Origin of the sequence: Rhizobium sp. Root1203, assembly GCF_001424945.1 — a bacterium.
Taxonomy (GTDB): Bacteria; Pseudomonadota; Alphaproteobacteria; order Rhizobiales; family Rhizobiaceae; genus Rhizobium.
Genome location: NZ_LMCW01000024.1, coordinates 1 through 24902 on the forward strand (window position 1 = coordinate 1; position 24902 = coordinate 24902).

The 24902-nt window shown below is 59.0% G+C and carries 24 protein-coding genes and 1 pseudogene; 8 read left to right on the forward strand and 17 right to left on the reverse strand.

The annotated features are described in order from the left end of the window. On the forward strand, positions 1-548 hold a 548-nt coding region (locus ASC97_RS34910), incomplete at its 5' end, for a hypothetical protein (protein ID WP_210171775.1). Here the strand turns inward: ASC97_RS34910 and ASC97_RS22105 are convergent. Both ASC97_RS22105 and ASC97_RS22110 read right to left on the reverse strand, forming a co-directional pair. Then, positions 488-1039, reverse strand: coding sequence for an isochorismatase family cysteine hydrolase (locus tag ASC97_RS22105; RefSeq protein ID WP_244481540.1), 552 nt, complete (start codon positions 1037-1039; stop codon positions 488-490). The genes ASC97_RS34910 and ASC97_RS22105 overlap by 61 nt on opposite strands. A 156-nt stretch (positions 1040-1195) precedes the next feature. Further along, positions 1196-1750 carry a MarR family winged helix-turn-helix transcriptional regulator gene (locus tag ASC97_RS22110; RefSeq protein ID WP_338012532.1) on the reverse strand — a complete coding sequence of 185 codons (555 nt, stop codon included), beginning with the start codon at positions 1748-1750 and terminating at the stop codon, positions 1196-1198. Here ASC97_RS22110 and ASC97_RS22115 point away from each other — a divergent pair. Next, positions 1743-2522 carry an NAD-dependent epimerase/dehydratase family protein gene (locus tag ASC97_RS22115; RefSeq protein ID WP_057470505.1) on the forward strand — a complete coding sequence of 260 codons (780 nt, stop codon included), beginning with the start codon at positions 1743-1745 and terminating at the stop codon, positions 2520-2522. The two genes, ASC97_RS22110 and ASC97_RS22115, sit on opposite strands and share 8 nt — an antisense overlap. A gap of 416 nt (positions 2523-2938) precedes the next feature. On the opposite strand, the gene ASC97_RS22120 is transcribed toward ASC97_RS22115, so the two are convergent. The 6 genes from ASC97_RS22120 to ASC97_RS22150 all read right to left on the reverse strand — a co-directional run bounded on the left by ASC97_RS22120 (position 2939) and on the right by ASC97_RS22150 (position 8894). After that, on the reverse strand, positions 2939-3538 hold the full coding sequence (locus ASC97_RS22120; protein ID WP_156390417.1) for a hypothetical protein: 600 nt from the start codon (positions 3536-3538) through the stop codon (positions 2939-2941). 621 nt (positions 3539-4159) lie between these two features. Continuing rightward, complete coding sequence (locus tag ASC97_RS22130) at positions 4160-4612, reverse strand: hypothetical protein (protein ID WP_057470508.1); 453 nt, start codon at positions 4610-4612, stop codon at positions 4160-4162. Between the two features lie 258 nt (positions 4613-4870). Continuing rightward, the gene (locus ASC97_RS34120) at positions 4871-5041 is read right to left on the reverse strand and encodes a hypothetical protein (protein WP_156390418.1); all 171 of its coding nucleotides are present in this window, start codon (positions 5039-5041) and stop codon (positions 4871-4873) included. Between the two features lie 202 nt (positions 5042-5243). After that, positions 5244-6269 carry an ABC transporter permease gene (locus ASC97_RS22140; protein WP_057470510.1) on the reverse strand — a complete coding sequence of 342 codons (1026 nt, stop codon included), beginning with the start codon at positions 6267-6269 and terminating at the stop codon, positions 5244-5246. Between the two features lie 43 nt (positions 6270-6312). Beyond that, positions 6313-7854: a sugar ABC transporter ATP-binding protein gene (locus ASC97_RS22145; protein WP_057470511.1), complete on the reverse strand. Its 1542-nt coding sequence runs from the start codon at positions 7852-7854 to the stop codon at positions 6313-6315. 77 nt (positions 7855-7931) lie between these two features. Then, a complete protein-coding gene (locus ASC97_RS22150) occupies positions 7932-8894 on the reverse strand; it encodes a sugar-binding protein (protein ID WP_057470512.1) in 963 nt (320 codons plus the stop codon). Positions 8895-9230: 336 nt separating this feature from the next. Here ASC97_RS22150 and ASC97_RS22155 point away from each other — a divergent pair, with 336 nt between their 5' ends. Beyond that, positions 9231-10355 (forward strand): LacI family DNA-binding transcriptional regulator, encoded by a 1125-nt coding sequence (locus tag ASC97_RS22155; protein ID WP_057470513.1) that lies wholly within the window; start codon positions 9231-9233, stop codon positions 10353-10355. 23 nt (positions 10356-10378) lie between these two features. On the opposite strand, the pseudogene ASC97_RS35485 reads toward ASC97_RS22155, so the two are convergent. Continuing rightward, positions 10379-10474: pseudogene (locus ASC97_RS35485) on the reverse strand (PRC-barrel domain containing protein); the annotation flags it as partial. Positions 10475-10699: 225 nt separating this feature from the next. Here ASC97_RS35485 and ASC97_RS22160 point away from each other — a divergent pair. The 5 genes from ASC97_RS22160 to ASC97_RS22180 are packed head-to-tail and all read left to right on the forward strand — an operon-like array spanning position 10700 to position 16000. Continuing rightward, positions 10700-11815, forward strand: a complete 1116-nt coding sequence (locus ASC97_RS22160) for an ROK family transcriptional regulator (protein ID WP_057470514.1) — start codon at positions 10700-10702, stop codon at positions 11813-11815. Next, a complete protein-coding gene (locus ASC97_RS22165; protein WP_057470515.1) occupies positions 11812-12609 on the forward strand; it encodes an ABC transporter permease in 798 nt (265 codons plus the stop codon). Before ASC97_RS22160 ends, ASC97_RS22165 begins: the two co-directional genes overlap by 4 nt. Beyond that, a complete protein-coding gene (locus ASC97_RS22170; protein WP_057470516.1) occupies positions 12606-13406 on the forward strand; it encodes an ABC transporter ATP-binding protein in 801 nt (266 codons plus the stop codon). Before ASC97_RS22165 ends, ASC97_RS22170 begins: the two co-directional genes overlap by 4 nt. A gap of 16 nt (positions 13407-13422) precedes the next feature. Then, positions 13423-14409, forward strand: a complete 987-nt coding sequence (locus tag ASC97_RS22175) for an aliphatic sulfonate ABC transporter substrate-binding protein (RefSeq protein ID WP_082530100.1) — start codon at positions 13423-13425, stop codon at positions 14407-14409. A 49-nt stretch (positions 14410-14458) separates the two neighbouring features. Then, on the forward strand, positions 14459-16000 hold the full coding sequence (locus tag ASC97_RS22180; protein WP_057470517.1) for a sulfatase family protein: 1542 nt from the start codon (positions 14459-14461) through the stop codon (positions 15998-16000). 241 nt (positions 16001-16241) lie between these two features. On the opposite strand, the gene ASC97_RS22185 is transcribed toward ASC97_RS22180, so the two are convergent. The 8 genes from ASC97_RS22185 to ASC97_RS22220 form a co-directional block, all read right to left on the reverse strand. Beyond that, on the reverse strand, positions 16242-17156 hold the full coding sequence (locus ASC97_RS22185; RefSeq protein ID WP_057470518.1) for a TIM barrel protein: 915 nt from the start codon (positions 17154-17156) through the stop codon (positions 16242-16244). A 94-nt stretch (positions 17157-17250) separates the two neighbouring features. Further along, the gene (locus ASC97_RS22190) at positions 17251-18129 is read right to left on the reverse strand and encodes an ABC transporter permease (protein WP_057470519.1); all 879 of its coding nucleotides are present in this window, start codon (positions 18127-18129) and stop codon (positions 17251-17253) included. A gap of 11 nt (positions 18130-18140) precedes the next feature. Then, positions 18141-19067, reverse strand: coding sequence for an ABC transporter permease (locus ASC97_RS22195; protein ID WP_057470520.1), 927 nt, complete (start codon positions 19065-19067; stop codon positions 18141-18143). A gap of 11 nt (positions 19068-19078) precedes the next feature. Further along, complete coding sequence (locus ASC97_RS22200; RefSeq protein WP_057470521.1) at positions 19079-20062, reverse strand: ABC transporter ATP-binding protein; 984 nt, start codon at positions 20060-20062, stop codon at positions 19079-19081. Continuing rightward, positions 20059-21075, reverse strand: coding sequence for an ABC transporter ATP-binding protein (locus ASC97_RS22205; protein ID WP_057470522.1), 1017 nt, complete (start codon positions 21073-21075; stop codon positions 20059-20061). The genes ASC97_RS22200 and ASC97_RS22205 overlap by 4 nt, the downstream gene beginning before the upstream one ends. 91 nt (positions 21076-21166) lie before the next feature. Beyond that, entirely contained in the window at positions 21167-22795 is a 1629-nt protein-coding gene (locus ASC97_RS22210) for an ABC transporter substrate-binding protein (RefSeq protein ID WP_057470523.1), read from the reverse strand. A gap of 262 nt (positions 22796-23057) precedes the next feature. Continuing rightward, positions 23058-24014, reverse strand: a complete 957-nt coding sequence (locus ASC97_RS22215) for a sugar-binding transcriptional regulator (RefSeq protein ID WP_057470524.1) — start codon at positions 24012-24014, stop codon at positions 23058-23060. A gap of 88 nt (positions 24015-24102) precedes the next feature. Next, positions 24103-24807 carry an HAD-IA family hydrolase gene (locus ASC97_RS22220; RefSeq protein WP_057470525.1) on the reverse strand — a complete coding sequence of 235 codons (705 nt, stop codon included), beginning with the start codon at positions 24805-24807 and terminating at the stop codon, positions 24103-24105. Positions 24808-24902: the final 95 nt, after the last annotated feature.

A 24902-nucleotide genomic window follows, 5' to 3' on the forward strand; every position in this document is an offset into this window, starting at 1 on the left:
TCTGCCATGCAAATCTCCAGTTAGTCCTGGAAACCTTCTCGCACACGCAGCAAGCCTCAAAATATAGCCAATCCAATGGGGCGGAGACGGCGCTTACGCTGCGCCAGCTCGAACGGCATTCTATGTCGATAGGTGCGTTTACCCGCGAAGACGCTCTCGGTGCGGTAATCAAGGCCGTGCAAAGCGGCGACTACCGCCTCACAAAATATGGGTGGCAGGCATCTTGTTGTTGCGTAGCTCGTCAAGCGGCGGGCTTTAACTTTCGAAGCAAAACTGTCACCCATGTTCAGAATGCTAAAAATACAGCTTGCCCCCCGCGGGCTCAACTGCTCGCCGATCCGCTGTTCTTTATCGATCTGGAGCCTGAAAATGACCGTCGGGACAGGGTCTGGCAGGAGGCGGCGCGTCATACTGCGCCACCATCGGCAAAAACCGGCGTTGCCAGGCCGTACATCGGCGTCGTGTGTATCCGCGCGATACGCGAGCGTCACACGATCTGCGCGCGTCCACCGAACCCGGAACGAAAGAGAGCCTCGTGTGCGTCCTGATCCGGGTCATAGCAGCAATCCTGAACCATGCGCACGTCGTAGTCTGCATCACAGGCCCATGCAACACTTGAAAGAACAACACCGGTGGTGCTTATCCCGGCCATGACGAGCGTGCTTACGCCGCGCGTCCGGAGGTCCGCATCGAGCGAGGTGCCATAAAAGACACTCGCCCGCCGACATGCATAGAAAAGGTCACCTTGTTCGACCGCAAGCCCTGCGACGGGCAAACCGGTACGAAAGTATCCGGACTGTGCATACGGTGAAATTTGGCGGTTGCTTGCGGGCGGGGCATGTTCATACTCTTTGCCCAACGAGAAGTTAGGGAACAGCACGGGCCGGCCAGTGGCGCGCCACTGCCTGATCAAAGCGTTACACCGATCCAGCGACGGCGAGGGCTGCTCCCCGAAGAGGATAGCGAACACATCAACTTGATAGTGCATAATGACGAGAGCCGCTCTATCAATGTAGCTTCCCTGGAAATCGATTGGCATCATATCCTCCACGATTTGTTTGCACTCAGCCCCGCTATTCGTGCCACCGAGATCGAGCTTCCCGAGCCACAGAAAAGTCAACACGCTTTATGAAACGCGTGGGTTGACGGTATGATCAGACGCCGACCGCGAGATCCGTTCCATTAGGCAGGCGTATTACCGGGCGGTTGCAATGCGAACGAGCCACCGACGAATGGCTGCTTCTTCGCCATCGGCGAACCCCTCGATAAGCTTGTTTTCCAACATGTCTACACGCTCCCGACACTGAGCCAGAAGCGATGTGCCCTCTTCAGTGAGCGCGATCTGTTGGATGCGCCCGTGCACGGCATGACTTTCCCTGAGAATGATCTGTGCTCGCTCCAGGTTCGAGACAATGACACCGACCGTCTGTGGCGTAAGCAGTGCCATTCGCGCGAGGTCCGCGCTGGATTGACCAGGATATGCTTTGATCATCGTCATGACGGCAAATTGAGACGGCGTGACGCAGAGGTTTGCCAACGCACGCTCAAGGCTGTTTCGATACGCACCAGCGGCCTGTCTCAGTAGATAACCTATGTGTCCATCGTTACCGCGTTTTCCTTCCCCGGGATCCGGGAGGCGAGGTTTGCCAGGTTGATTTTTCATATTATAAGAGCTCTTATATGTTGCCAAAGCTCTGATAACATGTTGCGTTTCTAGAATCCAGTCGAACAAGGGGGTTGAGATGACCAAGACCGTCTTCCTGGCAGGTGCAAGCGGGGCCATTGGACGCCATTTGGTCCCTTTGCTGGTGGCCGAGGGCTGGCGGGTGGTGGGGAGCACGAGATCAAAAGAAAAGGCGGCCCTTCTTGAAGCAGCTGGCGTAGAACCAAGGATCGTCGACGTGTTTGATGCACCCGCACTTTCGGGCGCTCTCCGAAACGCGAATGCCTCTGTGGTCATTCACCAACTCACTGACCTGCCGCCTGGCCTGGATCCTTCTCGAATGGCTGAGGCAGCTATTCGCAATGCTAGAATCCGGGAAGTCGGAACGCGCAACCTTGTAGATGTCGCAGTCAAGGCAGGCGTGACGCGGTTCATCGCCCAAAGTGTTGCTTTCGCGTATGCCGAGAAGAAGTTGCCGTATCACGAGGACGATCCGCTGGCGATTGCTTCCGAAGGACGGGCCGGTGTATCTGCAAGAGGGGTCGCTAGTCTGGAACAGCAAGTGATCGCGGCTCCCTTGATCGGTATCGTGCTCCGCTATGGCCGCTTGTACGGACCAGGCACTGGGTTTGGAGTACCTGGAGGACCAGCCCCGCTTCATGTCGACGCGGCCGCCAAGGCAGCCGCCCAGGCCGTTCTTCTTGGCTCTAGCGGGATTTATAACATCGCAGAAGACGATGGCACCGTGGACAGCGAAAAGGCGAAACGGGACTTGGCCTGGAGCGCGCACTGGAGAAATAGTGAAGGGCAGAGACAGGCGGGCGCACCTGAGCTTGCATCCCATTCTGGCGACAGCTGATATACGGCTTTGCTCACGATCCGGACCGAGCACACAAGGAATATACGTAAAATAGAGACCCTGATGCGATCGAGCAGCCGCATCTTTCGCCCGACTGCAAACGAATGTCGAAGATGCCACGCGGCTGAAGGGAATGGCAATTGCCACGGTGGAGCGGAAGGACCGTATCGAGCAAACTCAAACCTGTGTTCTGCGAGTGGATACCAAACAACCAGAAGCTTCCGATTCTGACACGACGCAGCGGTGTCCGGACCAGATGCCGTGCTGCCCGAGTTGGAGCAATTGTTTGCGAGAACGGCCGGATGGGCATTTGGCGCAACGTGGTGTTCGATTACTTATACTACCACAGCGGCGCTCATAATTCTTGGCGCAAAATGCTCGTCGACAGAGGCGCCAAGCCCCATGTCGCGATGCTCTTACTTGTCGTCGTAACGCTCAAGCATGCGACGTAACTGCGCGTTCTGGTCACGTAGTTTCCCAGAGAGCTGCGATCTAAGCACCTTAATTTCGATTTCCAATTCAGTGGCTTCATTAACGAACGTTTCCCTCGCCGCCCTTTGCTCCTCCACCTCAATCGTGATGACAGGCGGTTTCCAGGCACTTTTTTGCGCTCGAACGGCATTTTCTCTTTGCCTTTTTTGACCTCCTGTGAGGACGCCCGTCCCCGCTTCATCTTTGGCAGACTGAACAACAGGTGCGGCTGGCGAAGGTTGATCACGACTCTCCAGAGAACCGCCTTGTTCCGGCTCGGCAAGCAGAGGATCCGACTGATCTCGTGCGGGTAGGTCGACCGTTAAACCTACAGATTCTGGCCCCCAATTCGCTTCCTTCACGTCAACGGTCGAATTCGGACCCGTACCGGAGGAATTCACCAATTCGGCCCGCAGAGTAAGGTATGCCCGAAGATCTTCGGCGCGTGGATCAGCCATCCCCACGCTCTCATCAGCCGGTTCGCGCGCTTTTTCCGGCTTGCGGCCCGATGCAAAACCCTTGATCAGCTGCCACGGTGATCTCATCCCTCATCTCCCGACTCGGTTCCTTGGCACTACAATACCGGGCGCGAGACCGAGCTTGCAATGCGAACGCAGTCATTACTTGTCGATTGGCCATATAGCAGCCACCGGTGTTGATCAAATCGAGCTTCGGGCGGAGGTCGGCGTTTTCGGTGTTGGGCGTGTCGGAGAGTGACTGGCTCAGCTTCTGGTGCTCCCCTTCGAGCTTCAGAAAATCTGCACCGTCCACTTCCGCGAGCGGTCCCATGTCTGCGGCATCCGCTTCGCAGGCAGAGGCGTTCGATGGGCAAATTTTTGGGAACAGATGCCTTAGCGGCCGGCGCAACCGCCACAAACGCTACAGGCATTCGACTCTGCGGTTTCCTTTTCCTGATCGCTGTTTTTTTACCGAAGCTCTCACCTAAGTATTAGCAACCTGGATTTCCACGGTGCGCGGTTTCTTCCTTTTCGCTTTCGACGTCGAATATTTAAGCCTTGCAAAGCCGGCTCGGCCACAGCAACTTGGAGAACCTCGCGCCTTACCTCATCCACACTTGAAATACCTCCCCGTCCCCTCGAAGTCGTCATCCTCGCGGGACCTGAGAATAGGCTTGGCCGGCAATCCCATGAAGTTGCACGACGCGGTCAATCTGGCTGTGTAGGCCGTATTGTATCGACTCCAATCGTGCCTTCCAGAACACCGCGAGCTACGTCTGTCCTACCGCGATCGATCTGGATTACCGTGTAAAGCTTGTCGTCGCGGAACGCGCTGGCATTGACGGTCGTAACGTCGTCGGCCGGCGCTGCGTCGACTTCCATGAAATCGAGTTCGCGGCTTGCGGCGACGACACGTGCGTCACCTGACGTTCTTGCCGCGACAACCACGATGCCGTGGCCGGGAGCATTTGCCCATCGCGGGTCGCTTGGTGCAGCTATGGGCTCCAGTCGATAGATTCCGAGCGCTTCAGCGTTTGTTCCGGGTGCACCTTCCGCGGCAGCGTCTGCGATCTGTCCCAAGCTTTCGACGGACCGCCCGAAGGTGTTGGAGTTTGTGGCGTCATTGACCTCGCCGTTGCCGGCTCTTGAGACGTTCGACATTTCATCCTCCTGTCAATCGAGGGTAACGGGCCGGACTTTGATCAGTTCCCGGGGACAATCATCTTTGTCCGCTTGACACCGCCACACCCCGTCGGGGCAAAACTGATCTCCCGCGAGAAGTCCTAACGTTGCGACGTAAAAGGCCTCGATGCTGAATTCGCGCCAGACGCGGCGCCGAACTTAGCGGTAGGGGACCGACTTCTCGATCTCGGACCTCTACGCCCTGCGCATGGCGACCGAGCCGAAGGCGGCGCGCAACTAGAGCCAGGGCGACGAAACAGCAGTTCGGCGTGCGCTGCGCGCCGCATGGCGGCCAATCTGGACGAAAACGACCGGGTCGAGCAGGCCGCTGCGTTCCACATTGCAATCCTGAGAGCTTCGGGAAACCTCCTTCTCTTTTTGCTCAACGAGCTGATTTTCCGTCGGCATGCGTCATCTTTTCGACGCGGGTCTTCGCGCGCCGCGAGCGAGGAGGACGACCAGATCGCGGAACCTTGATCCTTCGTCGCCCTTCCACCTTATAATGTCCTGATAGTGCTCGAGTTCGGCAGCAGATAAGAAAGCACCGATCGTTTCGAGGGTCATGCGACACTGACTCAAAGAAAACCGCGTTCGAAGTTGACCGATAGCCTTAATCTTGATTGGCGACCGCTGGCAACTTGCCCTCGTCGGTAGGGCGGGTTTCGGTGCGGCGGGCGGCGGAAACAATCCGGCGCTTGCCTCGGATGGCGTGCCATTGCTGGTCGATGAGGACGCCAATGAGGATGACGCCACCCATTACGGCAAAATTAAGCGATGAGGGGATGCCCAGCAGATTGACGAGATTCTGCAACTCCTGGAGCAGGACGGTGCCAAGCACGACGCCGACAATCGATCCCTCGCCGCCACGAAGCGAAAACCCGCCCAACACGGCCGCGGCGATCGCGTAAAGCTCGTAGAACTGGCCGTGGCTCGCGGGCGAGATCGAGCGCGTATACATCGCGAAGTAGACCGCCGAAAGCGCGGTAAGCAGTCCGCAGATGACATAGGCCGAGATAACCATCCGGTCGGTGCGAATACCGGAATAGCGGGCAGCTTCCTCATTTTTGCCGATCGCGTAGAGGTAGCGCCCGAACACGGAGCGATGCAACACCACCCACATGGCGACTGCAATGATGACGAGCGCGATGAAGGTGTTAGGAACTCCGTAGAACCGTCCGGCGGTGAAGAATTCCAGGTCTGGGAAATTCTGGCCGAACGCGAAACCCGCCGTCCCGTCGGCAGTATAAAAACGCGCCGCTCCGCGGTAAATCAGGAGGCCACAGAGGGTGACGACGAAGGGTTGTAGGTTCAGCCGCGTGATCAGCCAGCCATGAACGGCCCCGATGACCGCTCCCAGCACCAGAATAAGGGGAAGCGCCAACATCCAGGACATCTCCTGGACCGCAATGAAATCGACAAACAATACCCCGAGAAGTGCGACGAGCGAGCCGACGGAAAGTTCGATACCGCCCGTGATGATGACGAATGCCTGGCCGATTGACAGGATGCCGAATAGGCCGATCAGGTTGGCGGTATTCGCCAGGTTGATTGGCAACAGAAAGCGCGGATTGATGATGGCGACGACAATGCCGACGACCACGATCAACAGCAGCAGCCCCAGATCTTTTTTTGTCATTCGAGACCCATTCCCCGATGCTCGTTCATGTTCGCCATCGCAACTATTTTGGCCTTTTGCCGACAGCCAGCAAAAGGACGCTTTCCTGGCTGAATTCGTCGTCATCCAGAATACCGGCGATCTGACCCTCGTGCATGACGGCAATTCGGTCAGACACACCGATCACCTCTTCCATGTCGCTGGAGATCATAAGAACCGCGACCCCGGCATCGGCAAGTGCTCGCATAAGACCGTAGATTTCATTCTTTGCGCCGATATCAATGCCACGTGTCGGCTCGTCGAAAATCATCACTTTCGGGCTCATCGACAACCATTTCGCCAGCACAACCTTCTGCTGGTTGCCACCGGACAAAGTGCCGGTTCGCGTCGAAACAGAGGGCGCTTTGATGCTGAGGCGAGCCCGCTGTTTTTCGGCAGCCGCCTTTTCCTTCTCGGCGGAGAGCATGAAGCGACTGGCGAGCTCGGGAAGATTGGCAAGCGTTATGTTTTGGGCGATTGGAAAATCAAGAAGTATACCGTTGCGCTTGCGATCCTCCGGCACCAGGAAAATTCCGTGAGCGACGGCATCCCGCGCGGAACCAACCGAGATTTCTCGCCCGTCTTGCAGAACAGCTCCCCCGTAACTCCGGTCTATCCCGAAGAGTACTCTTGCAAGCTCGGTGCGCCCTGATCCTACAAGGCCCGCAAGTCCGAGGATTTCTCCATACCTGATCTCCAGATCGACGGGCCGGCTTGGATAAGCCTCGGTTCGAAGAGCGCTCACCTTCAGCGCGACGGAGCCTGGCGCACGTTGCGGCTTTGCAGTACGGGCCGTAAGTACGCGCCCGATCATCAGTTTGACCATCTGGTCGTGGCCGATCTCATCCTTGGCAAGCGTGCCTGCAAGCGTTCCGTCTCGCAGCACCACGACCCTATCGGCAACGCGCTCGACCTCGTGGAGACGGTGCGAGATGAAGATCACGCTAATACCGTCGGCTTTCAGCGACTTGATGACGCTCAAGAGCCGCTCGGTCTCCGCCAGTGGAAGGCTGGACGTGGGTTCGTCAAAAATGACGAGCCGTGCATTGATGGAAAGGGCCTTGGCGATTTCCACCATCTGCTGCTCGGCCAGAGAAAGGGATGATACGGCGGTGTCAGCAGAAAAGCGGGCACCGACGCGCTTCAAGAGCGGCTTCACCATCTCTCTCAGCCGTTCGCGATCGACGAGCTTCAGCGGTCCCGCCTTTAGTGGTTCACGACCTAGGAAGACGTTCGCAGCGACGTCAAGATTCTCGAAGAGATTAAGCTCCTGGTGGACGAACGCGATACCCGATGAGATGCTCGATCCAACTGTGAGAGAACCAAGTTCTGCGCCATCGAGCACAATCGTGCCCCGGTCGGGAGCGATCACGCCGCCAAGGATCTTCATCAGCGTCGATTTTCCAGCGCCATTTTCGCCGACGAGGCCAATGACCTCTCCAGGCATAATGTCGATCGAAAGGCCGTCGAGCGCAAGGACACCTGGATAGGTCTTGCCAACACCGGATAGCGAAAGGAATGGCGTTGCTTGCGCGTCCGGTGATCGAATGTCCGAGCTGTGATTCATCGCCTGTCCATGGCTGTATGCTGTCGGAATGAAAAGACCGACGCGACAGCGGCAGATGCCGCCGCCGCGATGGAGGATTATTTCCCGGCCATAGCCTTCAGGCTGGCAGCATACTTGTCAACGTCATCCTTACCGATGATCACCGTCGGGATGATGATCAAGCCGTTGGCAGGAACACCGGACTTGTCGCCCTTGAGGTAGGAGACCATCAGCTTCATGCCCTGGTAGGCCCATTCGAACGGCTGCTGTACGACGGTGGCAGCAATCGTTCCCTCCTTGACGCCCCCGAGCGTGATCGGATCGTCATCAAAACCGATGACTGTGATTTGACCGAGCTTGCCCGCATCTCGCAACGCTTCATAGATGCGCGGTGTGTTGTAGGAGTAGAAGCCGACCATGCAAGTGATGTCAGGGCTCGCGACAAGTGCGTCCTCGACGTTCTTTTTGGCTCGCGTCTGGTCAATATCGTCGCCACGTACGTCTGTCAGTTCGATCTTCGTACCCTTCAATCCATCCTTCATGCCCTGGATACGTTCCTTGGCATTGTCAGCGCCGGGAAGACCGACAAAGCCGATGCATTTGCCACCGTCCGGCATTGCCTTCTTGGCTATTTCGGCGGCCTGCAGGCCAGCGTCGATATTGGACGAGCCTATATATGCCACGCGGTTGGTCTGCGGCGCATCACTGTCCGTGGTGAAGAGAGCAGTCTGCGAACCAATCTTGTTCAAGCCGTCCGTCTGGGTCTTTGGATCAACCGCAGAGACCATGACCCCCTTGACGCCGGCGCTGACCAGGTCTTCCATCAGGCGCTGCTGAACAGCAACCGATGCCTGCTCAGGATACTTGAGCTCCATGTTATAGTCCGGCATTTCGCCTTGGGCCTTCTTCACGCCAGCCTCGGCGGCCTTCCAGAAGTCCGAGGCCCCGTTGACGACGAATGCCAGTGTGGGTTTGTCGGCTGCATGCGATACCGCAATCGGCGCGGCGCTTAGCATCAAGCCGGCGACAAATAGGGCTGCATTGCGCTTCAGCTGCTTCATAATAGACCTCCCAGGGCCGCAATTGCGAGGGCCCGTTTCGCCTTGCGGCCGGCCAAATGCACACGCCCCCTCCAAGGGCCGTCACCAGACGAGAATGGGCATAAGCTCCGATCACCCCCCGACGGTATACAAGATTTTTAATTAGTAAATAATTATTATCAATGCCGATCAAAACTATTTGATTGGGCTCTTGGCGGCACTGGATTGATGGAAATGGCGCAGCTATTGGCAAAACTGCGTTGCTCCATACAACGCTGGCCCTATCCAGTTTAAGCTAATATTAATAACCCATGACGAACATCGAACCTCCTTTATTCCGCTCAGCCGAGACCTCAAATGCGAAAACCTAAGACGCCGGAAGCAAGTGAACCTGCCAGGGATAAACTGGCTCGACGAAGGTCTCGCCCCGGGGAGCGCGTGACAATGATGGACATCGCTGCCGCGGCTGGCTGCTCCCAGGCAGCCGTATCCTTCGTTCTCAACAACACACCCGGCACCCGCATCTCCCAGCAAACCCGCGATCGCGTTCTGGACGTGGCACGCATGCTTGGCTACGTGGGAACATCCTATGCGGCAGCGGCCACCTACTCCGGCCTGGACAATGTGATTGGCTTCGCCGTCGATCAACTCGCCACCAGCCCCGAAGCGGTCGTTGCGATCGAAGGCGCGCGGCAGGCCTCCTGGAAGGCGGGCAATGTGCTGTTGGTAACGCAGACACTCAGCGATCCCTTCATGGAGCCAAGAGCAATAAGGGCGCTAACAAACGGCGGCATATCGGCGCTCATTTACATGACAATCTATACTCGCGAGGTGGAGCTCCCTCCTTATATCTATGAGCTCGACATTCCTACAGTACTGGTGAATTGCTACACGGCAGACTTTGCATTTCCCGCCGTGGTGCCGAGCGAGATTGCGGGAGGCCAGAGCGCAACCCGGCATCTGATCGCGCACAAACACTGGCGCATTGCGACGATTACTGGGGAAATCTGGATGCAGGCTGCGCAGGACCGGCTTACAGGATATCGCCGAGCGCTCGCGACCGCCGATATCCCTTTCGATCCAGAATTGGTTATCGAAGGAGACTGGTCTGCCAGCGCCGGCTACACCGCAACGAAGAAGCTGCTTGCTTTGCGGGACCGACCGACCGCAATATTCTGCCAGAACGACCGCACTGCGGTCGGGTGTTACGAAGCGCTCAAAGATGCTGGACTGCACATCCCACAGGACATGTCGGTCGTAGGTTACGACGACGAAGAAATCTCGCGACATCTCGTACCGGCGTTGACGACTTCCGTCCTTCCACATCTTGCCATGGGGCAATGGGCAATCGAACATCTCCATCCGGAGCGGCCTCCAGGCAAAAGACGCTATCCCATAGCAAAGCTCGAATGTTCACTGGTAAAACGTCAATCCGTTGCCGAGCCGCGACCTGGCGGCTCCGCCGGGGTCGTTTCGGTGTAGACGTAAGCTCGGACCTGACGCGGTCAGTCTTGATGTTCTGGCATCTCTTTCAATTGGTCTTTCGTCCAGTTTGTAACGGCGTGGACGTCGCCATCTTCATCCCGCATCCAATCCACGTCGATCCGGCTGTTCCACTGCGTCGACGTCACTAGTGCCGGGCGTTTAGCTCACGTCGCGCAATATCCACCCAACGGCTCCATAGCCTTTCCGCGGACGAGCTTATTCAGGCCTCCCGGCACGATTACGCCGGATCTGCTATCGGGCCTGGGAGGAGTCGCGAGGGTTCCGCTTGACAGGCAGAGCGAATTAATTTCTAAACTTTAGAAATTAACGTGAGGTAGACGATGGGAGTCCATCACGGCCAAATACTTTGCATTCTTCGGGATGGGGGCCCTCAGTCCCGGGCGTCCTTAGCGCGGTCTAGCAAGCTGTCGGCTACCACACTGACTCATGTCACCGCCCAATTGTTGCGCGCTGGCGTGGTGGCGGAATGCGATGTAACGGAAACCACGGGCATCGGCAGGCCGGGACAGGCAATCAGGCTCGTCCCCGACGCTTTCCACGTCGCCGGAATTCATCTCGGCGCCGGGCTCGTTCAGATCGCGATCACAGATCTTAAGGCCGGCGCTAAATCGATAGCTTCATTTGATTTTTCGGTCCGGGAAACAGAGCCGGACGATGTCGTGTCTCGTGCTGCCGAAACGCTATCCAGATTGAGGAGCGAGCTGGGAGAGCCTCGACTTTTGGGCGTCGGTGTTGCCGTGCCGGGCCCCGTGAATGCCGACCAGCGTTCCATTCTTGTGTCGATCAACACCGGTTGGAGCAACCTGCCGTTGGCCGACATGTTCGAAGAGAAAACCGGCCTACCCGCCGTCCTCGAGCACAATGTCAGTTCCATGGCATTGGCCGAGGTGAGATATGGCATCGGGCGCCAGGTCCCTGGGGTACTCTACGTGTACTTACGGACTGGGCTGGGCGCCGGGTTGGTGGTTGACGGCATGCCGTTTCGGCCAGGCGGCCATGGCGCCGTCGAACTGGGCCATATCCAGATTTCGACCGATGGTCCGCTCTGCAGTTGCGGTAACCACGGCTGCCTGGAAAGCTATGTCAACGAAGCCGTGCTTATGCGCGCGGTTGGCCTTAAGGGTCAGGCACCCGACAATCTCCTGAAGCGTCTTGAGGCAACGGAAGCGTGGGCGCCAACGCTCGACCGGCTGACCGACTCACTGGCCATTGCCATCAATCTTCTGGCTCCCGACCTGATCATTCTGGGTGGTCATCTGGGTGAAGCCCCGGATAGCCTGTTCGACCATTTGCTCAGAAATTTGCCGCCCAGGGTCATGCCGCATATGCGTGATGTCCTGCGGATTGAACGCTCGGGTTTTGGCCCGCTTTCGGGCGCGATCGGCGGCGTGGCCGTGGCTTTGGATCATTTTTTCTATTCGGGAGTGAGGCAATGAACGCAGTGTCCGCTGGCGCCCAACGCGCGCGGAGCCGATCGCTCGCCGACTGGCCTCCGATCATCCTCAACCTTGTTGCGTTCGCATTCGGCGTCGCCGTCTGGTGGGCGATCACGGCGGCAAAGCTGGTGGTTTTGCCGGGGCCGATGGACGTCTTCCACCGCGGCATCGAACTGATCGTGAGTGGCCAGCTGCTGGTCGATATCGTGTCCAGCCTGCGTCGTGTCCTGACGGGATTTTTTCTCGGTGTCGCACTGGCCATCCCCGTGGGCTTCTTGATGGGATGGTACCGTGTCGCGCGTGCCTTGATCGAACCCTATATCCAGTTCTTCCGGATGATCCCGCCGCTGGCGGTCATTCCGCTGGCGATCGTCACGATGGGCATCGATGAAGCGCCAAAGGTCTTCGTCATATTTCTCGCATCCTTCCTCTCCTGTGTCGTCGCCACCTATCAGGGCGTGATCAGCGTCGACCGCACGCTGATCAATGCCGCCCGTGTACTGGGCGCGAAGGATCGCGTTATTTTCCCGAGGGTCATCATTCCGGCTTCCACTCCGTTCATCCTGGTGGGCGTGCGCATCGGTCTCGGTTCGGCCTGGGCGACGGTCGTCGCTGCGGAGTTGATCGCGGCGCAGTCGGGTCTCGGGTTTCGGATGCAGCAGGCACAACTCTACTACGACCTGCCGACAATCTTCGTCAGCCTGATAAGCATCGGCATTCTCGGGCTTTTCATGGACCGCCTGGTTCAGGCCGCGGAGCGCCGGCTCACGCAATGGCAGGAGCGCGTCCAATGACCATTTCTCATACAGCCGAGCCGAAGATCTCGTTTCAAAACGTCAGTCGGCGCTTTGGCGAGGGCGACAGCACCTTTCTTGCGCTGGACCGCCTGTCGCTGGACATCGCCGATGGCGAGTTCGTCACCGTGGTTGGACCATCTGGCTGCGGCAAGTCGACGGCGATGAACATCGCGGCCGGCCTCACCGAAGTGTCCGACGGCAGGGTGCTTGTCGATGGCAAGGGCGTCGACGGTCCGGGACCGGAACGCGGCGTCATCTTCCAGCAGTATGCGTTGTTCCCCTGGCTGACCGTCCGCCAGAATGTCGAATTCGGCCTTCGTATAAAGGGCATGCCGGCAGCCGAGCGCAGGCGCGTGTCGGATCGCTTCATCAATCTGGTCGGACTGACCGACTTTGCCGACGCGCTGCCCAAGACCCTGTCGGGTGGTATGAAGCAGCGATGTGCTATTGCGCGCGCCTACGCGGTCAACCCCTCAATCCTGCTCATGGACGAACCTTTTGGCGCACTCGATGCATTGACCCGCGTGAACATGCAGGATCAGCTGCTCGATACATGGACCCGAGAGCGGCGCACGGTGATCTTCATCACTCATGACGTCGATGAGGCGGTGTACCTCGCCAATCGCGTCATTGTCATGGCTGCTCGCCCCGGCCGGCTACACGATATCATCCCGGTCGATCTGCCATACCCGCGCACCGAACAAATCCGTCTGTCACAGACGTTCGCGGATATCCGCAACCGGGTCTGGCATGCTGTGTATCATCAAAAACCCCAGAGCGAACCAAGCATCTAAGAGGAGGAACCCCGACATGAAACTCACCAGACGGCATTTGCTGGCCACAGCGGCGGCCGGCGCGCTTGCCGTTCCAGCGCTCTCGCTGACGACGCGCTTCGCATTCGCCCAGTCCACGCCAGTGCGGGTCGGCTACATCGCCGATTATTTCGGTACGAGCCTCACAGCGATCGCGAGCGCTCAGGACCTTTGGGCCAAGCATGGTCTCGAGCCGGAGCTCAAGGTCTTTACCAACGGCCCCATCCAGATTCAGGCGCTGGGCACGGGCAACCTCGATTTTGGCTACGTCGGTCCGGGTGCCCTCTGGCTGCCGGCGACCGGCAAGGCCAAGCTTGTCGCAATGAACGCGCTCGGCCTGTCCGACCGTGTTATCGCCCAGGCCGGCCTCAACTCGATGGCAGACCTGAAGGGCAAGAAGATCGGCGTACCCGAGGGCACCTCGGGCGACATGCTACTGCGGCTGGCACTGGCCAAGGCCGGCATGCAGCTTTCCGATGTCGAAGTGATCAAGATGGATCCACCGACAGTCGTATCGGCTTTCGCCTCGAAACAGATCGATGGCGCTGGCATCTGGTATCCGCTGGTTGGCATCATCAAAAAGACGGTGCCGGATCTTGTGGAGGTCGCCAAAAGCGCTGATTTCTATCCCGCCAACTCCTTCCCCTCAGCCTTTGTGGCGCGCAATGAGGTAGCTGACCAGGATCGCGAGTTGGTGAAGAAGTTCATCGCCGTGATGAAAGACGCCAATGACTATCGCGCCGCAGATGTCCCGCGCTCGGTCGATATAACAGCCAAGTTCCTCGGTGTTCCTGCCGAGCCTCTTTTGACGGAGAGCCAGAACGGTCAGTTCCTGACGTCGGCCGAGCTTGTCGCCGCCACAAAGGATGGCACTGTGTTCAACTGGCTGAAGGACTTGAATGACCAGTTCGTCGCCTTCGGCAAGCTGCAGGCCCCCCTCGACCCGAAAGACTACTACCTGGCCGACCTCTACGCCGGCAACTAGTTTCCCATTGCCCGGCGTGGCGCGTCGGGCACCCCTCAGCGAGCCTCGTATGACCAAGAAGCCCAACATCCTTTTCATCATGTCGGACGACCATGCCGCCAGGGCGATTTCCGCCTATGGCTCGGGTCTGAACAGTACGCCCAATCTTGACCGCATTGCCAACGAAGGCATGCGTCTCGACAGATGCTACGTGACCAACTCGATCTGCACGCCAAGCCGGGCGGCAATTCTTACCGGCACATACAATCACGTCAATCTGGTCACGACGCTCGACACACATATCGACAATCGGCTGCCGAACGTCGCCAAACATCTGAGAGCCGCTGGATACCGGACTGCAATCTTCGGCAAGTGGCACCTGGGGGAAGGCAAGGCTCACGAGCCAACCGGATTTGATGAATGGTCCATCCTGCCGGGCCAGGGAGAATATTTTGATCCTGTCATGATCGACCCGGCCGGCCCCCACGCAGAGCAAGGCTACGCCACGGATATCATCACCGACAAATGTCTGGATTTCCTGCGCCGGCGCGACGGCGAGCAGCCGTTCTTCCTGATGTGTCACCATAAGGCGCCACATCGCAGCTTCGAGCCGCACCCTCGTCATCGCCATCTCTATGCCGATGGCAAGCTGCCCGTGCCTGAGACGTTCGGCGACGACTATTCGAACCGCGCCGCGGCGGCGGCGGCTGCCAAGATGCGTATCCGCTCGGACATGACCTACAAGGATCTGGGGCTCGTGCAGCCGGAGGGCGGAGAGGAAGTCGGTGAACTTCTTCTGCCCGGCTGGTCGCAGCGCAAGGTCCCCGGGATCACCGAGGGCAAGGAACTGCGGCTGATCGACACAAACACGGGCGAGGTCTACGCTTTCACCGATAAGGATGAACTGGATCTGTTCAAATACCAGCGTTTCATGATGCGCTATCTGCAGACAGTCGCCGCCGTGGACGAGAATGTCGGCCGGCTTCTGGACTATCTCGACGCCGAGGGCCTGAGCGAGAACACCATCGTTATCTACACATCCGATCAGGGATTCTTCCTCGGCGAGCATGGATGGTTCGACAAGCGGTTCATGTATGAGGAATCGCTGCAGATGCCGTTTCTGATCCGTTATCCGGCCGGAATCAAGGCAGGCACGAGCTCGAACAGAATTGCGACCAATGTCGATTTTGCACCAACATTCCTCGACTACGCGGGGCTGGCGACGCCAACTTACATGCAGGGCAAGAGCATCCGCGCGACGCTGGAGCAGACAGCCGACCATGATCAACAGTGCGTCGCCTATCATCGCTACTGGATGCACAAGGATGATTTCCACAATGCATTTGCTCACTATGGGGTGCGCGATAACCGCTACAAGTTGATCTATTGGTACAATGACCCGCTTGGTGAGCTTGGAGCGTATGCCGGCGACGAGCCGCCCGAGTGGGAGCTTTTCGATTGTGAGGCGGACCCGTTCGAGCTGCACAACCGGGCTAACGACCCCGCTCTAGCTGATGTCTTTGCTGAGATGCTTGCCAGGCTCGATGCCAAGATGGCCGAGATCGGAGACATCCCCGAACATGACACCACCGCAGTCCTCGCCAACCTGTGACAACCTGCCCGATGGTCTGATACCCGAGCACTGAGTTGATACATGGCAGTGGTGCGCGGGTCGCATCGCGTTGCGGCGAGGCAACGGCTTTCGCTGGTCGCGAATACCGACCTGCGGGTAGGATACGGTTGAGAATGATGGAGGCCGGAGTCTCGGTCGAGACATGCCGATCCACCATCAATCCGCAAGCCGACCCGTGTTTCGGACCTTTCACGGGTCGCCATGCGGCTTGGTCGACGGACTATTCGGCGGCGATCGCCCCTCGCTCTCCGTTTAGGGCGATCAGTCGCCTTGCGCGTTCCAGCGACGCGCTCTGCTCGTTGCGATAGCGCGCGCCGATTTCCATCATCAGGACGGTGCCCGGAAGAAACTCGAGTTCACTGAAAATGTCTTCCCAGCCGATATCGCCCCAGCCGAGCGGCATGTGCAGGTCGCCGATGCCAAGGGCGGTCGATTCCTGCAGATGGTACGGTTTGTAGAACGCCTGCGGTCGGCCGAAGGAATCGTGGACATGGAGATGGCCGGCAACCGGCGCCATGGCGCTGATCTGCTCACGGAAGTTCAGGCCGCGATACGTTGCCTCGATGTAGGCGTGGCTGAAATCGATCAGGGCCACCAGGTTCGGGTGACCAACGGCCTTGACTGTCTCCGCGACCTCGGCCGGCGTTTGGCGGTATTGTCCCGGATCCGTGGTGAAGATGTTTTCGAATGCAACGCGAACGTCATAGCGTTTTGCAAATTCAGCAAGTTCGAACAAAGCCTCGCGCTCGCGCTGATCTGCCCCGGCGCGTTCGAAGAGTTGGTCGGCACGCAGGTGGCCGCCGTGCTGCACGATCACCTTTGCACCGATCCTGTCGCAAACCTCGACGAGCGCCTTGGCAGCATCGATCTGGAAGCGCGCCGTCGCCGGATCCATGAAATTGGAAGAAACAAGCCCGTGGACCGTGTAGCGGAACGGAAACTGCACCGTCAGTGCCGCCAGGCGCTCGGTCCGTTCCTTGACGACACGACCGCCGGCGATCAGGTCGATACTGGTCAGGCCAAGTTCCACGGTCTCGACACCAAGGGCGGCAAGGCGGCGCAGATCGGCTTCGAGGCTGTCGAGTTCTCCGTCGGTGGAACCGGAATTGAAGCCGGTCGAAATGATGTTGGTCATGGCAGATCCCTTGTTGAAGACTAGAGGCTCAGTGGCAGCGGCGACGAGTGCGCCGCGTGGAAAATCGGCCGGGTCTGAGACCTGGAACGATCGTTTAGGTAACGGTGGGGTCAAGCTTGTCGCGCAGCCAATCGCCGACAAGCGAGATGGAGAGCGTCGTCAACATGATGACGGTGGCAGGTGCCAGCATGATCCAAGGGGCTCGCGTCAGGTATTCGCGTCCGAAGCCGACCATGTTGCCAAGGCTGGATTCGGGCGGCTGGACACCGAGGCCAAGGAAAGAGAGGCCGCTTTCCATCAGGATGATTTCCGGAAAGGTCAGTGTCATTGAAACGATCAGCGTCGACGCGACATTGGGCAGAATGTGCCGTAGGTAGACGCGCATCGGGGTAGCGCCGAGCTGCACCACGGCTGCAGCAAACCCCTGAGCACCGGCAGCGATAGCAAGGCCGCGTGCGATACGCGCATAGCGCTCCCATCCGTAAAAGCCCATGAGGCAGACGAGAAGGATCATGGAGGAGCCGAAGAATGCTAGTACCGCCAACGACATCACCAGGAATGGCAACGCCGCCTGAAAGTCTGCGAGCATCAGCACAAGATGCTCGACAAAGCCGCGGAAGCGGGCGGCGGCAAAACCAAGCAATGTGCCAAAGACTGCTGAAAGCAACGTCGCGCCGAAAGCGATGACCAATGAGATACGGATCGACTGGATCAGGCGCGAAAGAACGTCGCGACCAAGTTCATCGGTGCCGAGCCAGTGTTTGGCCGTGCCCGGTGCGGTCAGGCGGCTGCTTAGGTCCATGGCCGTGATGTGGTAGGGTCGGACCTGATCGGCGAAGACTGCGATCACGACCATGGCCATAAGCCAGAAGATGCAAAGCGCGACGAGCGGCGGCACGGTTCGCCGCAGGCGCGAGATCCAGGCAGGTGCCTTTCGGGCAGGCATCGTTTCACTGAATTCGGCAGTAGCCATCGTTATTTTCCTCAATGTCCCGCGTGCGAACGCAACCGCGGATCAAGCCAACCGTAGAGCAGGTCCACGATCAGGTTGGAGACAACCATCGTGGCGGCAATAATCAGGAGAATGCATTGAACGACCGCCAGGTCACGATTGCTTACGGAGACAACCAGCAGACGGCCGATGCCGGGCCAGGAGAAGATCGATTCCACAACGACGGCACCGGCGATCAGCGATCCGACCATGAAACCGACAATGGTCACGATTGGGACGGCCGCATTTGGCAAGGCGTGGGTCCAAATCACGTCACGCCACTTCAAACCCTTCGCGGCCGCCGTGCGGATGTAGGGCTGCCCCATAACCTCGATCATGGCGCTGCGCGAGAAGCGGGCAAGAATGCCGATTCCGCCGATGCTCATCGTGATCGTCGGCAGGATGCCGTGTGCCCAGGTATCCTGGCCCCCCGACGGCAGAAGGCCGAGCATCACGGAGAAAATCAACACCAGCACCAGTCCCATGACGAAGGAGGGAATGGTGAAGCCGAAGATCGCAAGAAGGATCACGCCCCGATCGGCAAAGCTCTGCCGATGCAACGCCGCATAGACGCCCGCTGGAATGCCGATGATCAATTTGAGGAGCAGTGCCGGCACCGTCAACTGCAACGTCGCGGGAACGCGCTCCATAACTAGGTGCAGCGCCGAAGCTTTATCGCGCATCGACACACCGAAATCGCCGGTGAAGATCGATTTGAGATAGGCGACATATTGGATCCACAGCGGTTGGTCGAGGCCCCAGGTCTTTCGGAAGGCGTCGACGGAATCCTGGGGCACATCGGGACCCAGCATGACCTGCGCAGGGTCCCCCGACATCCGCAACACGACGAAGGCGAATGTGACGACGGCAAGGATTGTGATCAGCGACCGGAACAAACGCACGAGAATGAAGCGGATCATGAATGCCTTCCCTATGCTGCTTTTTGGGCGTCGTTGCCGGTTGTCACGTGACAGGCCACAGTACGGCCGTCATCTATCGGCCTCAGCACCGGAGCCGTCGCACGGCAGAGGTCTTGGGCCAGCGGGCAGCGCGGATGGAAAGCACAGCCTGACGGGCGATCTGCCGGATTGGGCGGCTCGCCCTGGAGAATCGTGCGCGCCTGAAGGGGCGACCCCGGACGTGGCACGCTCGATACCAGCGCGCGCGTATAGGGGTGCATCGGCGAGCGGAAGATGACATCCGACGAAGCCTCTTCGACGACGCGGCCGAGGTACATGACCGCAACCCGATCGGCGACGTTGCGTACCACCTTGAGGTCATGGCTGATGAATACCATGGCGATGCTGTATTGCTGCTGCAGATCGCGCAGCATATTGACGATCTGCGCCTGGATCGAAACGTCGAGCGCCGACACGGGTTCATCGCAAACCAGAAGCTTTGGCCGGGAAGCAATTGCGCGCGCGATCACGGCACGCTGACGCTGCCCACCGGACAATTCGTGCGGGAAACGCGTGGCCTGATCGGGACGTAGGCCGACCGCGTTCATCAGTTCCGATACCCGGGCCGAGCGATGCTCATTTGGAATCAGCCGGTGAATTTCCAGCGGTTCAGCAAGCTGCGTGGCGATCGTCAGGCGACGATCGAGTGCGGCGAGCGGGTCCTGGTAGACGAGCTGCATCTTCGCCCGGAGCTTCCGCCAATCGGACGTGCCCCGTACAGGCATTGCCCGCCCTTCGAACCGAACTTCGCCTTCGTCTGCGTCGTCGATCCCGAGGAGCATGCGCCCAAGTGTCGACTTTCCAGAACCGGATTCCCCAACGATGCCGAGCGTTTCGCCCGGCGTGACGGTGAGCGAGATGCCGTCGACCGCGCGCACCGGCGAAGGATGCCCAAACAGGCCGCGGCGGACATGGTAGATGCGAACAAGGTCGCGGGCTTCAATCAATGGCATCATTGCACCGCCCCTTCTACGATCAGGCCTCTTGTTTCGACGGCGATCGCCGTCTGCGCAACCGGTCTAGCGCACGCAAGCCGGCGGCCCTCACCCATCAAAACAAGCGGTGGCAATTCGTGGCGACAGGTCTCGATGGCGCGAGAACAGCGCGGCGAGAACGAGCAGCCCTTCGGCAAGTACCTCGGATCGGGAACGGTCCCGGCGATCGGAATCAACCTTTGGCGAGGACCCTCGATGTTCGGGATGGCGTCGAAGAGGCCGCGCGTATAGGGATGACGCGGATCGGCGAAAAGCTCACCCACCCTACCTTCTTCGACGATGCGTCCGGCATACATGACGCAGACACGGTCGCAAACTTGCGACACGGCCCCGAGATCGTGACTGATGAAAACGGTGGCCATGCCGGTTTCGGCCCTGAGAGAGATCAGCAGATCCAGGATCTGTGCCTGGATCGTGGCATCGAGCGCCGTGGTCGGTTCGTCCGCAATCAAAAGGTCCGGTGCTCCGGCCAGCGCCATGGCGATCATCAGGCGCTGACACTGTCCGCCCGAGAACTCGTGTGGATAGAGATCGAAACGGCGCCGGACATCCGGGATGCCAACCATATCCATCAGCCGCCACGTCTCGACCTTTCCCGCCTCGCCGCGCAGGCCGCGATGAATGGCAAGCGCCTCGGTGATCTGACCGCCGATCTTCAGAACCGGATTGAGCGAACTCGAGGGGTCCTGAAAGATCATGGCGATACGTCCGCCGCGGACGTGTTCAAGAGTTGCGCGTGTGGCTCCGCGCAGCTCCTGTCCATCTATCTTCACCGAGCCGGCAACGCTTGCCTTACCAGGAAGCAGACCGAGGGCCGCAAGCCAGGTTACGGACTTCCCGCAACCCGATTCACCGACCAGGCCGACAGCCTCGCCCTTTGTGATGTCGAGGTCGATTCCGTGCAGAACCTGCACACCGTCGAAAGCGACTTTCAGCCCGCGCATCTCCACGAGCTTGGTGGAAGTGGTGCTCATCTGTTCGCCATTCCTGTCGATCGTTTGCGTCCGTAACGAACGAGATAGGGTCCGACAGCGCGCGCCGCCGGCCCCCGTTTCACCGCCGAAATCAGCTCGGCCAGTTGTTGGAACGGAAGTCCATGGCGAAGGCCGGAGCGGCCTTCCATTTCAACGACGACTTCATGCCGGTGAAGACGGCGTTTTGATGCAGGACCTGATAGACGGGGTCTTCGCGCTCGCAGATCTCCAGCATGCGCGCAAATGCCTTCTTGCGCTGCGCATGGTCGGTGCTGGTTTCCAGAATTAACGACATCTGGTTGACCTCGGCGTTCGACCAGTCCTTCTTCTGCTGGACCTCGCCATTCGGGCCGAACTGGGCAACGATTGTGGATACCGGGTCGTTGAAACTTGCCCCGGCCGACCAGTCACGGACGCCTTTGACGCCTGCGGGATCATGGATCTGCCCCCAGTTTTCCTTCATCTCGATCTCGACGTTGAGACCGACCTGCTTCCACATCTCCACCATGATCTGACCGTTGGCGGTCTGGTTGGTGTAGTAGTTATTGAGGAGGCGGAAGGGGATCGCATCGCCCTTGTAGTTGGCCTGCTTCAGGAGATCCTGCGCGAGTGCCGGATTGTACTCCGGAACGGACCAGCCCTCGACGAACATGTCACCGTAGAACGGGAACTGCAGACCCGCGGGGATCTTGGTTTGCCCGGCCCACAGCGCCTCGACGATCGCCTGGCGGTCGATCGCATGGGTCATGGCGCGGCGCACCAGCGGGCTCTGGAGAACCGAATTCTGGGTATTGAAGACCGAGATGCGATGATTGTTGATCGTCGAGCCCTGCACTTCGAAACCGGGCGTATTCTGAACGGTGGCGATCTGGTCCGGCGGAAGGTCGCAGGCAAAATCATATTCACCGGACAGCAGGCCGTTGACGCGCGAGGCGACTTCCGGAACTTCAACAAAACGGATCTGCTCGACCGGCGGACGGCCGCCCCAGTAGTCATCGAAGGCCACCAGCGTCAGGGACACGTCAGGCTTGAACTCGGAGACCATATAGGGACCCGTCGTAACCGGCTTGCGAGCCCAGTCGACATAGGTTGCAGCCTCGTCCCAGGCGCGGCGGTTGGCGATCTGGCTGCCGAAGGCGTAGAGGCGACCTTCAAGGGTCACGTCAGGTGTCGCGTTGTGGAAGCGGACCGTGTATTTATCGACCGCCTCGACACCGGCGAGTGCCGGCCACAGACGGCGGCCAACGCCAGGAACCGTTGCCGGCAGCTCCTTGACGGAGGTCGGTTTGTTGTCGCCTTCGAAGATGGTCTTGCCGCCAGCCGGCTGTGTGCTGCCGAAGACGCGTTGCGAGGAGAAGCTGAAGACGACATCGTCAGCCGTCAGCTCGTCGCCGTTGTGGAACTTCACGCCCTGGCGAAGGGTCAGTTCAAGCGTCTTGTCGTCGATGCGTTTCCAGTCGGTGGCAAGACCGGCAACCGGACCCTGATTACCCATCCAGTCGCGCAGGATCAAACCTTCCCAAAGGTTCGGGAAGAACACGCGTTCGCCAACATTCGACTGCTCGTTCCAGATATCAAGTGTGTTGTTGTTGGTGATCTTCTGCACCGCGATCGTCACGGACGACCGCTTGCCCTGGCTCATTGCAATGCGCGGCAGGATCGCCGTGCCGGCTGTTGCACCAAGCAGCCCAAGAACGCTGCGTCGATTGATTGAAAGCATGGAAGTCTCTCCTTTGGCGACGTTTTGCCGGGCACGGGCCGGTCCTGATATCGCGGTGTTTTAGGGCCGGTTGCGTGTCGTTTTCTTGATGATCCGATGAACTTTATGTGACATTCAAGCTATTGTATTTGCTATGTAATTTTGCATATCAACACCACCCCTGGCCCAAATCCTCTTGGATTTCGGTCAAGGTGGCTCTATCGAACGAGGGTCAGCCATAGGCGCAATCAACTCGTGTCGATGCATTCAGCAGGTACGACGATCACCGGCCAAGCAGGTTTTTCGCGGTGATTTCATCAGTCATCAGACCGTTGATGAGACGCCCCCTAAGCGCGCCTTGAATGGCTGCCAACTTTCTTTCGCCCTTCGCCACCCCGATCACGAGCGTTCTGCTACACGAGGGAATAGGGGCGCTCGCGACCCGGTCGTTTGTAACCCCTTCGATCAGCCTGCCGTCCTTGTCGAAGGTCCAGCCGACAATTTCGCCAATCGCTCCTGCCTGTTGGAGCAATTTCAGTTCGTCCTTAAGGATGAATTCGTCGAGGAAGAGAGGCGCCTGAGCGCTGACGTCCCCGATGCCAACGAAGGCCACATCTGCGCGGGCGGCAAGCGACAACGTCTGGCGGATGACAGGTTGGCTATGAAGGATCGTGCGCTCCTGCCGCGACGACGCAATGACGGGAACCGGCATGGGAAAGCATTTCGCTGTGATCAGATCTGCTAGCTTGAAGACGACGTTGTAGAACCAGACTGATCCCTCCCGGGTGATATTGCCGGTCAGGGAGACAATCTTGTGCTGGCGCGACTCTATCGGCACCATTTCCTCGATCGCAGCCTTGAGCGTATGGCCGGTTCCGATGGCAATAACCTTTGGCGTGTCGCATGCCAGCCGCCGCTCGATCTCGGCAGCTGCAGCCTGGGCGAGACCGCCACTCAAGCCTTGGTCCTGGTCGCCGGATGGGATCACCTCCACGAACTGAAGCGAAAACCTGGACTTCAGCCGGGCCGCAAGGCTCATGCAATGTCCGACCGGATGGTCGAGCCTGATCTTGATCAGACCCTGCGAGACGGCGCGGGACACGAGCCGCTGAGCGGTTTGCCTGGAAACGCCCAGCTTCTGAGCGATCTCGTCCTGGCTGTGGCCGCCTATGTAGTAAAGCCAGCCGGCCTTCGCGGTGAAGTCGAGCCGATTGCCATGATCGTCCCGCCGTGCAATCATTTCGCGATCTCCACTGCTCTCCGCTCAAGGCAGCGTCCGCCATCCGGTGCGCAAAGAGCCATCTCTCCTGTCGAAGCGTCGAACGCCATCATGCTTCGACCCCGATCGCCTGCCGGGCTCTGTACGGGCTAGGGATGAGGCGATGTAGTATCCGCTGCAGTTCCCCGGCACCGATAGCGACCTCTTGCGCACCGGCCGCGAGCAGCGCTTCGAGCCTGCCTTGGCGCGGATCATCGTGTGCCACGAAGCCGATTGCCTTGACGCCGGCAGCGCGTGCCGCCCGGATGCCGGCCGGACTATCATCGATTACGACGCTGCGCGCGCTGCTCATACCCATCCTGGACAGACAGAGTTCGATGAGGTCCGGGGCGGGCTTAGGCGCCGCCACCATTTCGGCACTGAAAACGTTAGGCGCGAAGTTTGCCCAAATGTCGAGAAGCCCAAGGCTCATCCTGAGACGGTTAACGGAGCTGTTCGACGCAACGCACTTTGCGATATCGAGCCCACGCAGGACTTCGCTTATGCCGTCCATCTCCCGGAGCTCACGCCGGAACGCCGCGAATATCTCGACATGCCATCCAGCAAAGACGGAGTCGACGTCGGACAGGCCACGTTCGACGAGTATGCTTCGCACCTCAACCTCTGCCTTGCCGGTAAATTCAACGAGAACCTCTCTCGGTGTCATCTTGATGCCTGCATTTGATATGGCATGAGCGAGCGTGCGAGCAGCGATCGGCTCGCTGTCGATAAGCACGCCGTCGCAGTCAAAAATCAGAAGGTCTACATTGGTCATAAAACGCACAGTTCTGTTGAGGATTTCGTGGCTGCAATCCGCTCGGGCACCTATTTCTCGCCGGAGCTGAGCGACAACCAAACCGATTTTTGGAC

Excerpts from the sequence above, each read along its gene's own strand:
- ASC97_RS22215 (WP_057470524.1), bottom strand. The coding sequence starts at position 24,014 with ATGATTGCACGGCGGGACGATCATGGCAATCGGCTCGACTTCACCGCG.
- ASC97_RS22140 (WP_057470510.1), bottom strand. The coding sequence starts at position 6,269 with ATGACAAAAAAAGATCTGGGGCTGCTGCTGTTGATCGTGGTCGTCGGC.
- ASC97_RS22200 (WP_057470521.1), bottom strand. The coding sequence starts at position 20,062 with ATGATGCCATTGATTGAAGCCCGCGACCTTGTTCGCATCTACCATGTC.
- ASC97_RS22105 (WP_244481540.1), bottom strand. The coding sequence starts at position 1,039 with ATGCCAATCGATTTCCAGGGAAGCTACATTGATAGAGCGGCTCTCGTC.
- ASC97_RS22190 (WP_057470519.1), bottom strand. The coding sequence starts at position 18,129 with ATGGCTACTGCCGAATTCAGTGAAACGATGCCTGCCCGAAAGGCACCT.
- ASC97_RS22145 (WP_057470511.1), bottom strand. The coding sequence starts at position 7,854 with ATGAATCACAGCTCGGACATTCGATCACCGGACGCGCAAGCAACGCCA.
- ASC97_RS22180 (WP_057470517.1), top strand. The coding sequence starts at position 14,459 with ATGACCAAGAAGCCCAACATCCTTTTCATCATGTCGGACGACCATGCC.
- ASC97_RS22195 (WP_057470520.1), bottom strand. The coding sequence starts at position 19,067 with ATGATCCGCTTCATTCTCGTGCGTTTGTTCCGGTCGCTGATCACAATC.
- ASC97_RS22150 (WP_057470512.1), bottom strand. The coding sequence starts at position 8,894 with ATGAAGCAGCTGAAGCGCAATGCAGCCCTATTTGTCGCCGGCTTGATG.
- ASC97_RS22165 (WP_057470515.1), top strand. The coding sequence starts at position 11,812 with ATGAACGCAGTGTCCGCTGGCGCCCAACGCGCGCGGAGCCGATCGCTC.
- ASC97_RS22175 (WP_082530100.1), top strand. The coding sequence starts at position 13,423 with ATGAAACTCACCAGACGGCATTTGCTGGCCACAGCGGCGGCCGGCGCG.
- ASC97_RS22115 (WP_057470505.1), top strand. The coding sequence starts at position 1,743 with ATGACCAAGACCGTCTTCCTGGCAGGTGCAAGCGGGGCCATTGGACGC.
- ASC97_RS22160 (WP_057470514.1), top strand. The coding sequence starts at position 10,700 with ATGGGAGTCCATCACGGCCAAATACTTTGCATTCTTCGGGATGGGGGC.
- ASC97_RS22205 (WP_057470522.1), bottom strand. The coding sequence starts at position 21,075 with ATGAGCACCACTTCCACCAAGCTCGTGGAGATGCGCGGGCTGAAAGTC.
- ASC97_RS22185 (WP_057470518.1), bottom strand. The coding sequence starts at position 17,156 with ATGACCAACATCATTTCGACCGGCTTCAATTCCGGTTCCACCGACGGA.
- ASC97_RS22220 (WP_057470525.1), bottom strand. The coding sequence starts at position 24,807 with ATGACCAATGTAGACCTTCTGATTTTTGACTGCGACGGCGTGCTTATC.
- ASC97_RS34120 (WP_156390418.1), bottom strand. The coding sequence starts at position 5,041 with ATGCCGACGGAAAATCAGCTCGTTGAGCAAAAAGAGAAGGAGGTTTCC.
- ASC97_RS22155 (WP_057470513.1), top strand. The coding sequence starts at position 9,231 with ATGCGAAAACCTAAGACGCCGGAAGCAAGTGAACCTGCCAGGGATAAA.
- ASC97_RS22130 (WP_057470508.1), bottom strand. The coding sequence starts at position 4,612 with ATGTCGAACGTCTCAAGAGCCGGCAACGGCGAGGTCAATGACGCCACA.
- ASC97_RS22210 (WP_057470523.1), bottom strand. The coding sequence starts at position 22,795 with ATGCTTTCAATCAATCGACGCAGCGTTCTTGGGCTGCTTGGTGCAACA.
- ASC97_RS22120 (WP_156390417.1), bottom strand. The coding sequence starts at position 3,538 with ATGAGATCACCGTGGCAGCTGATCAAGGGTTTTGCATCGGGCCGCAAG.
- ASC97_RS22170 (WP_057470516.1), top strand. The coding sequence starts at position 12,606 with ATGACCATTTCTCATACAGCCGAGCCGAAGATCTCGTTTCAAAACGTC.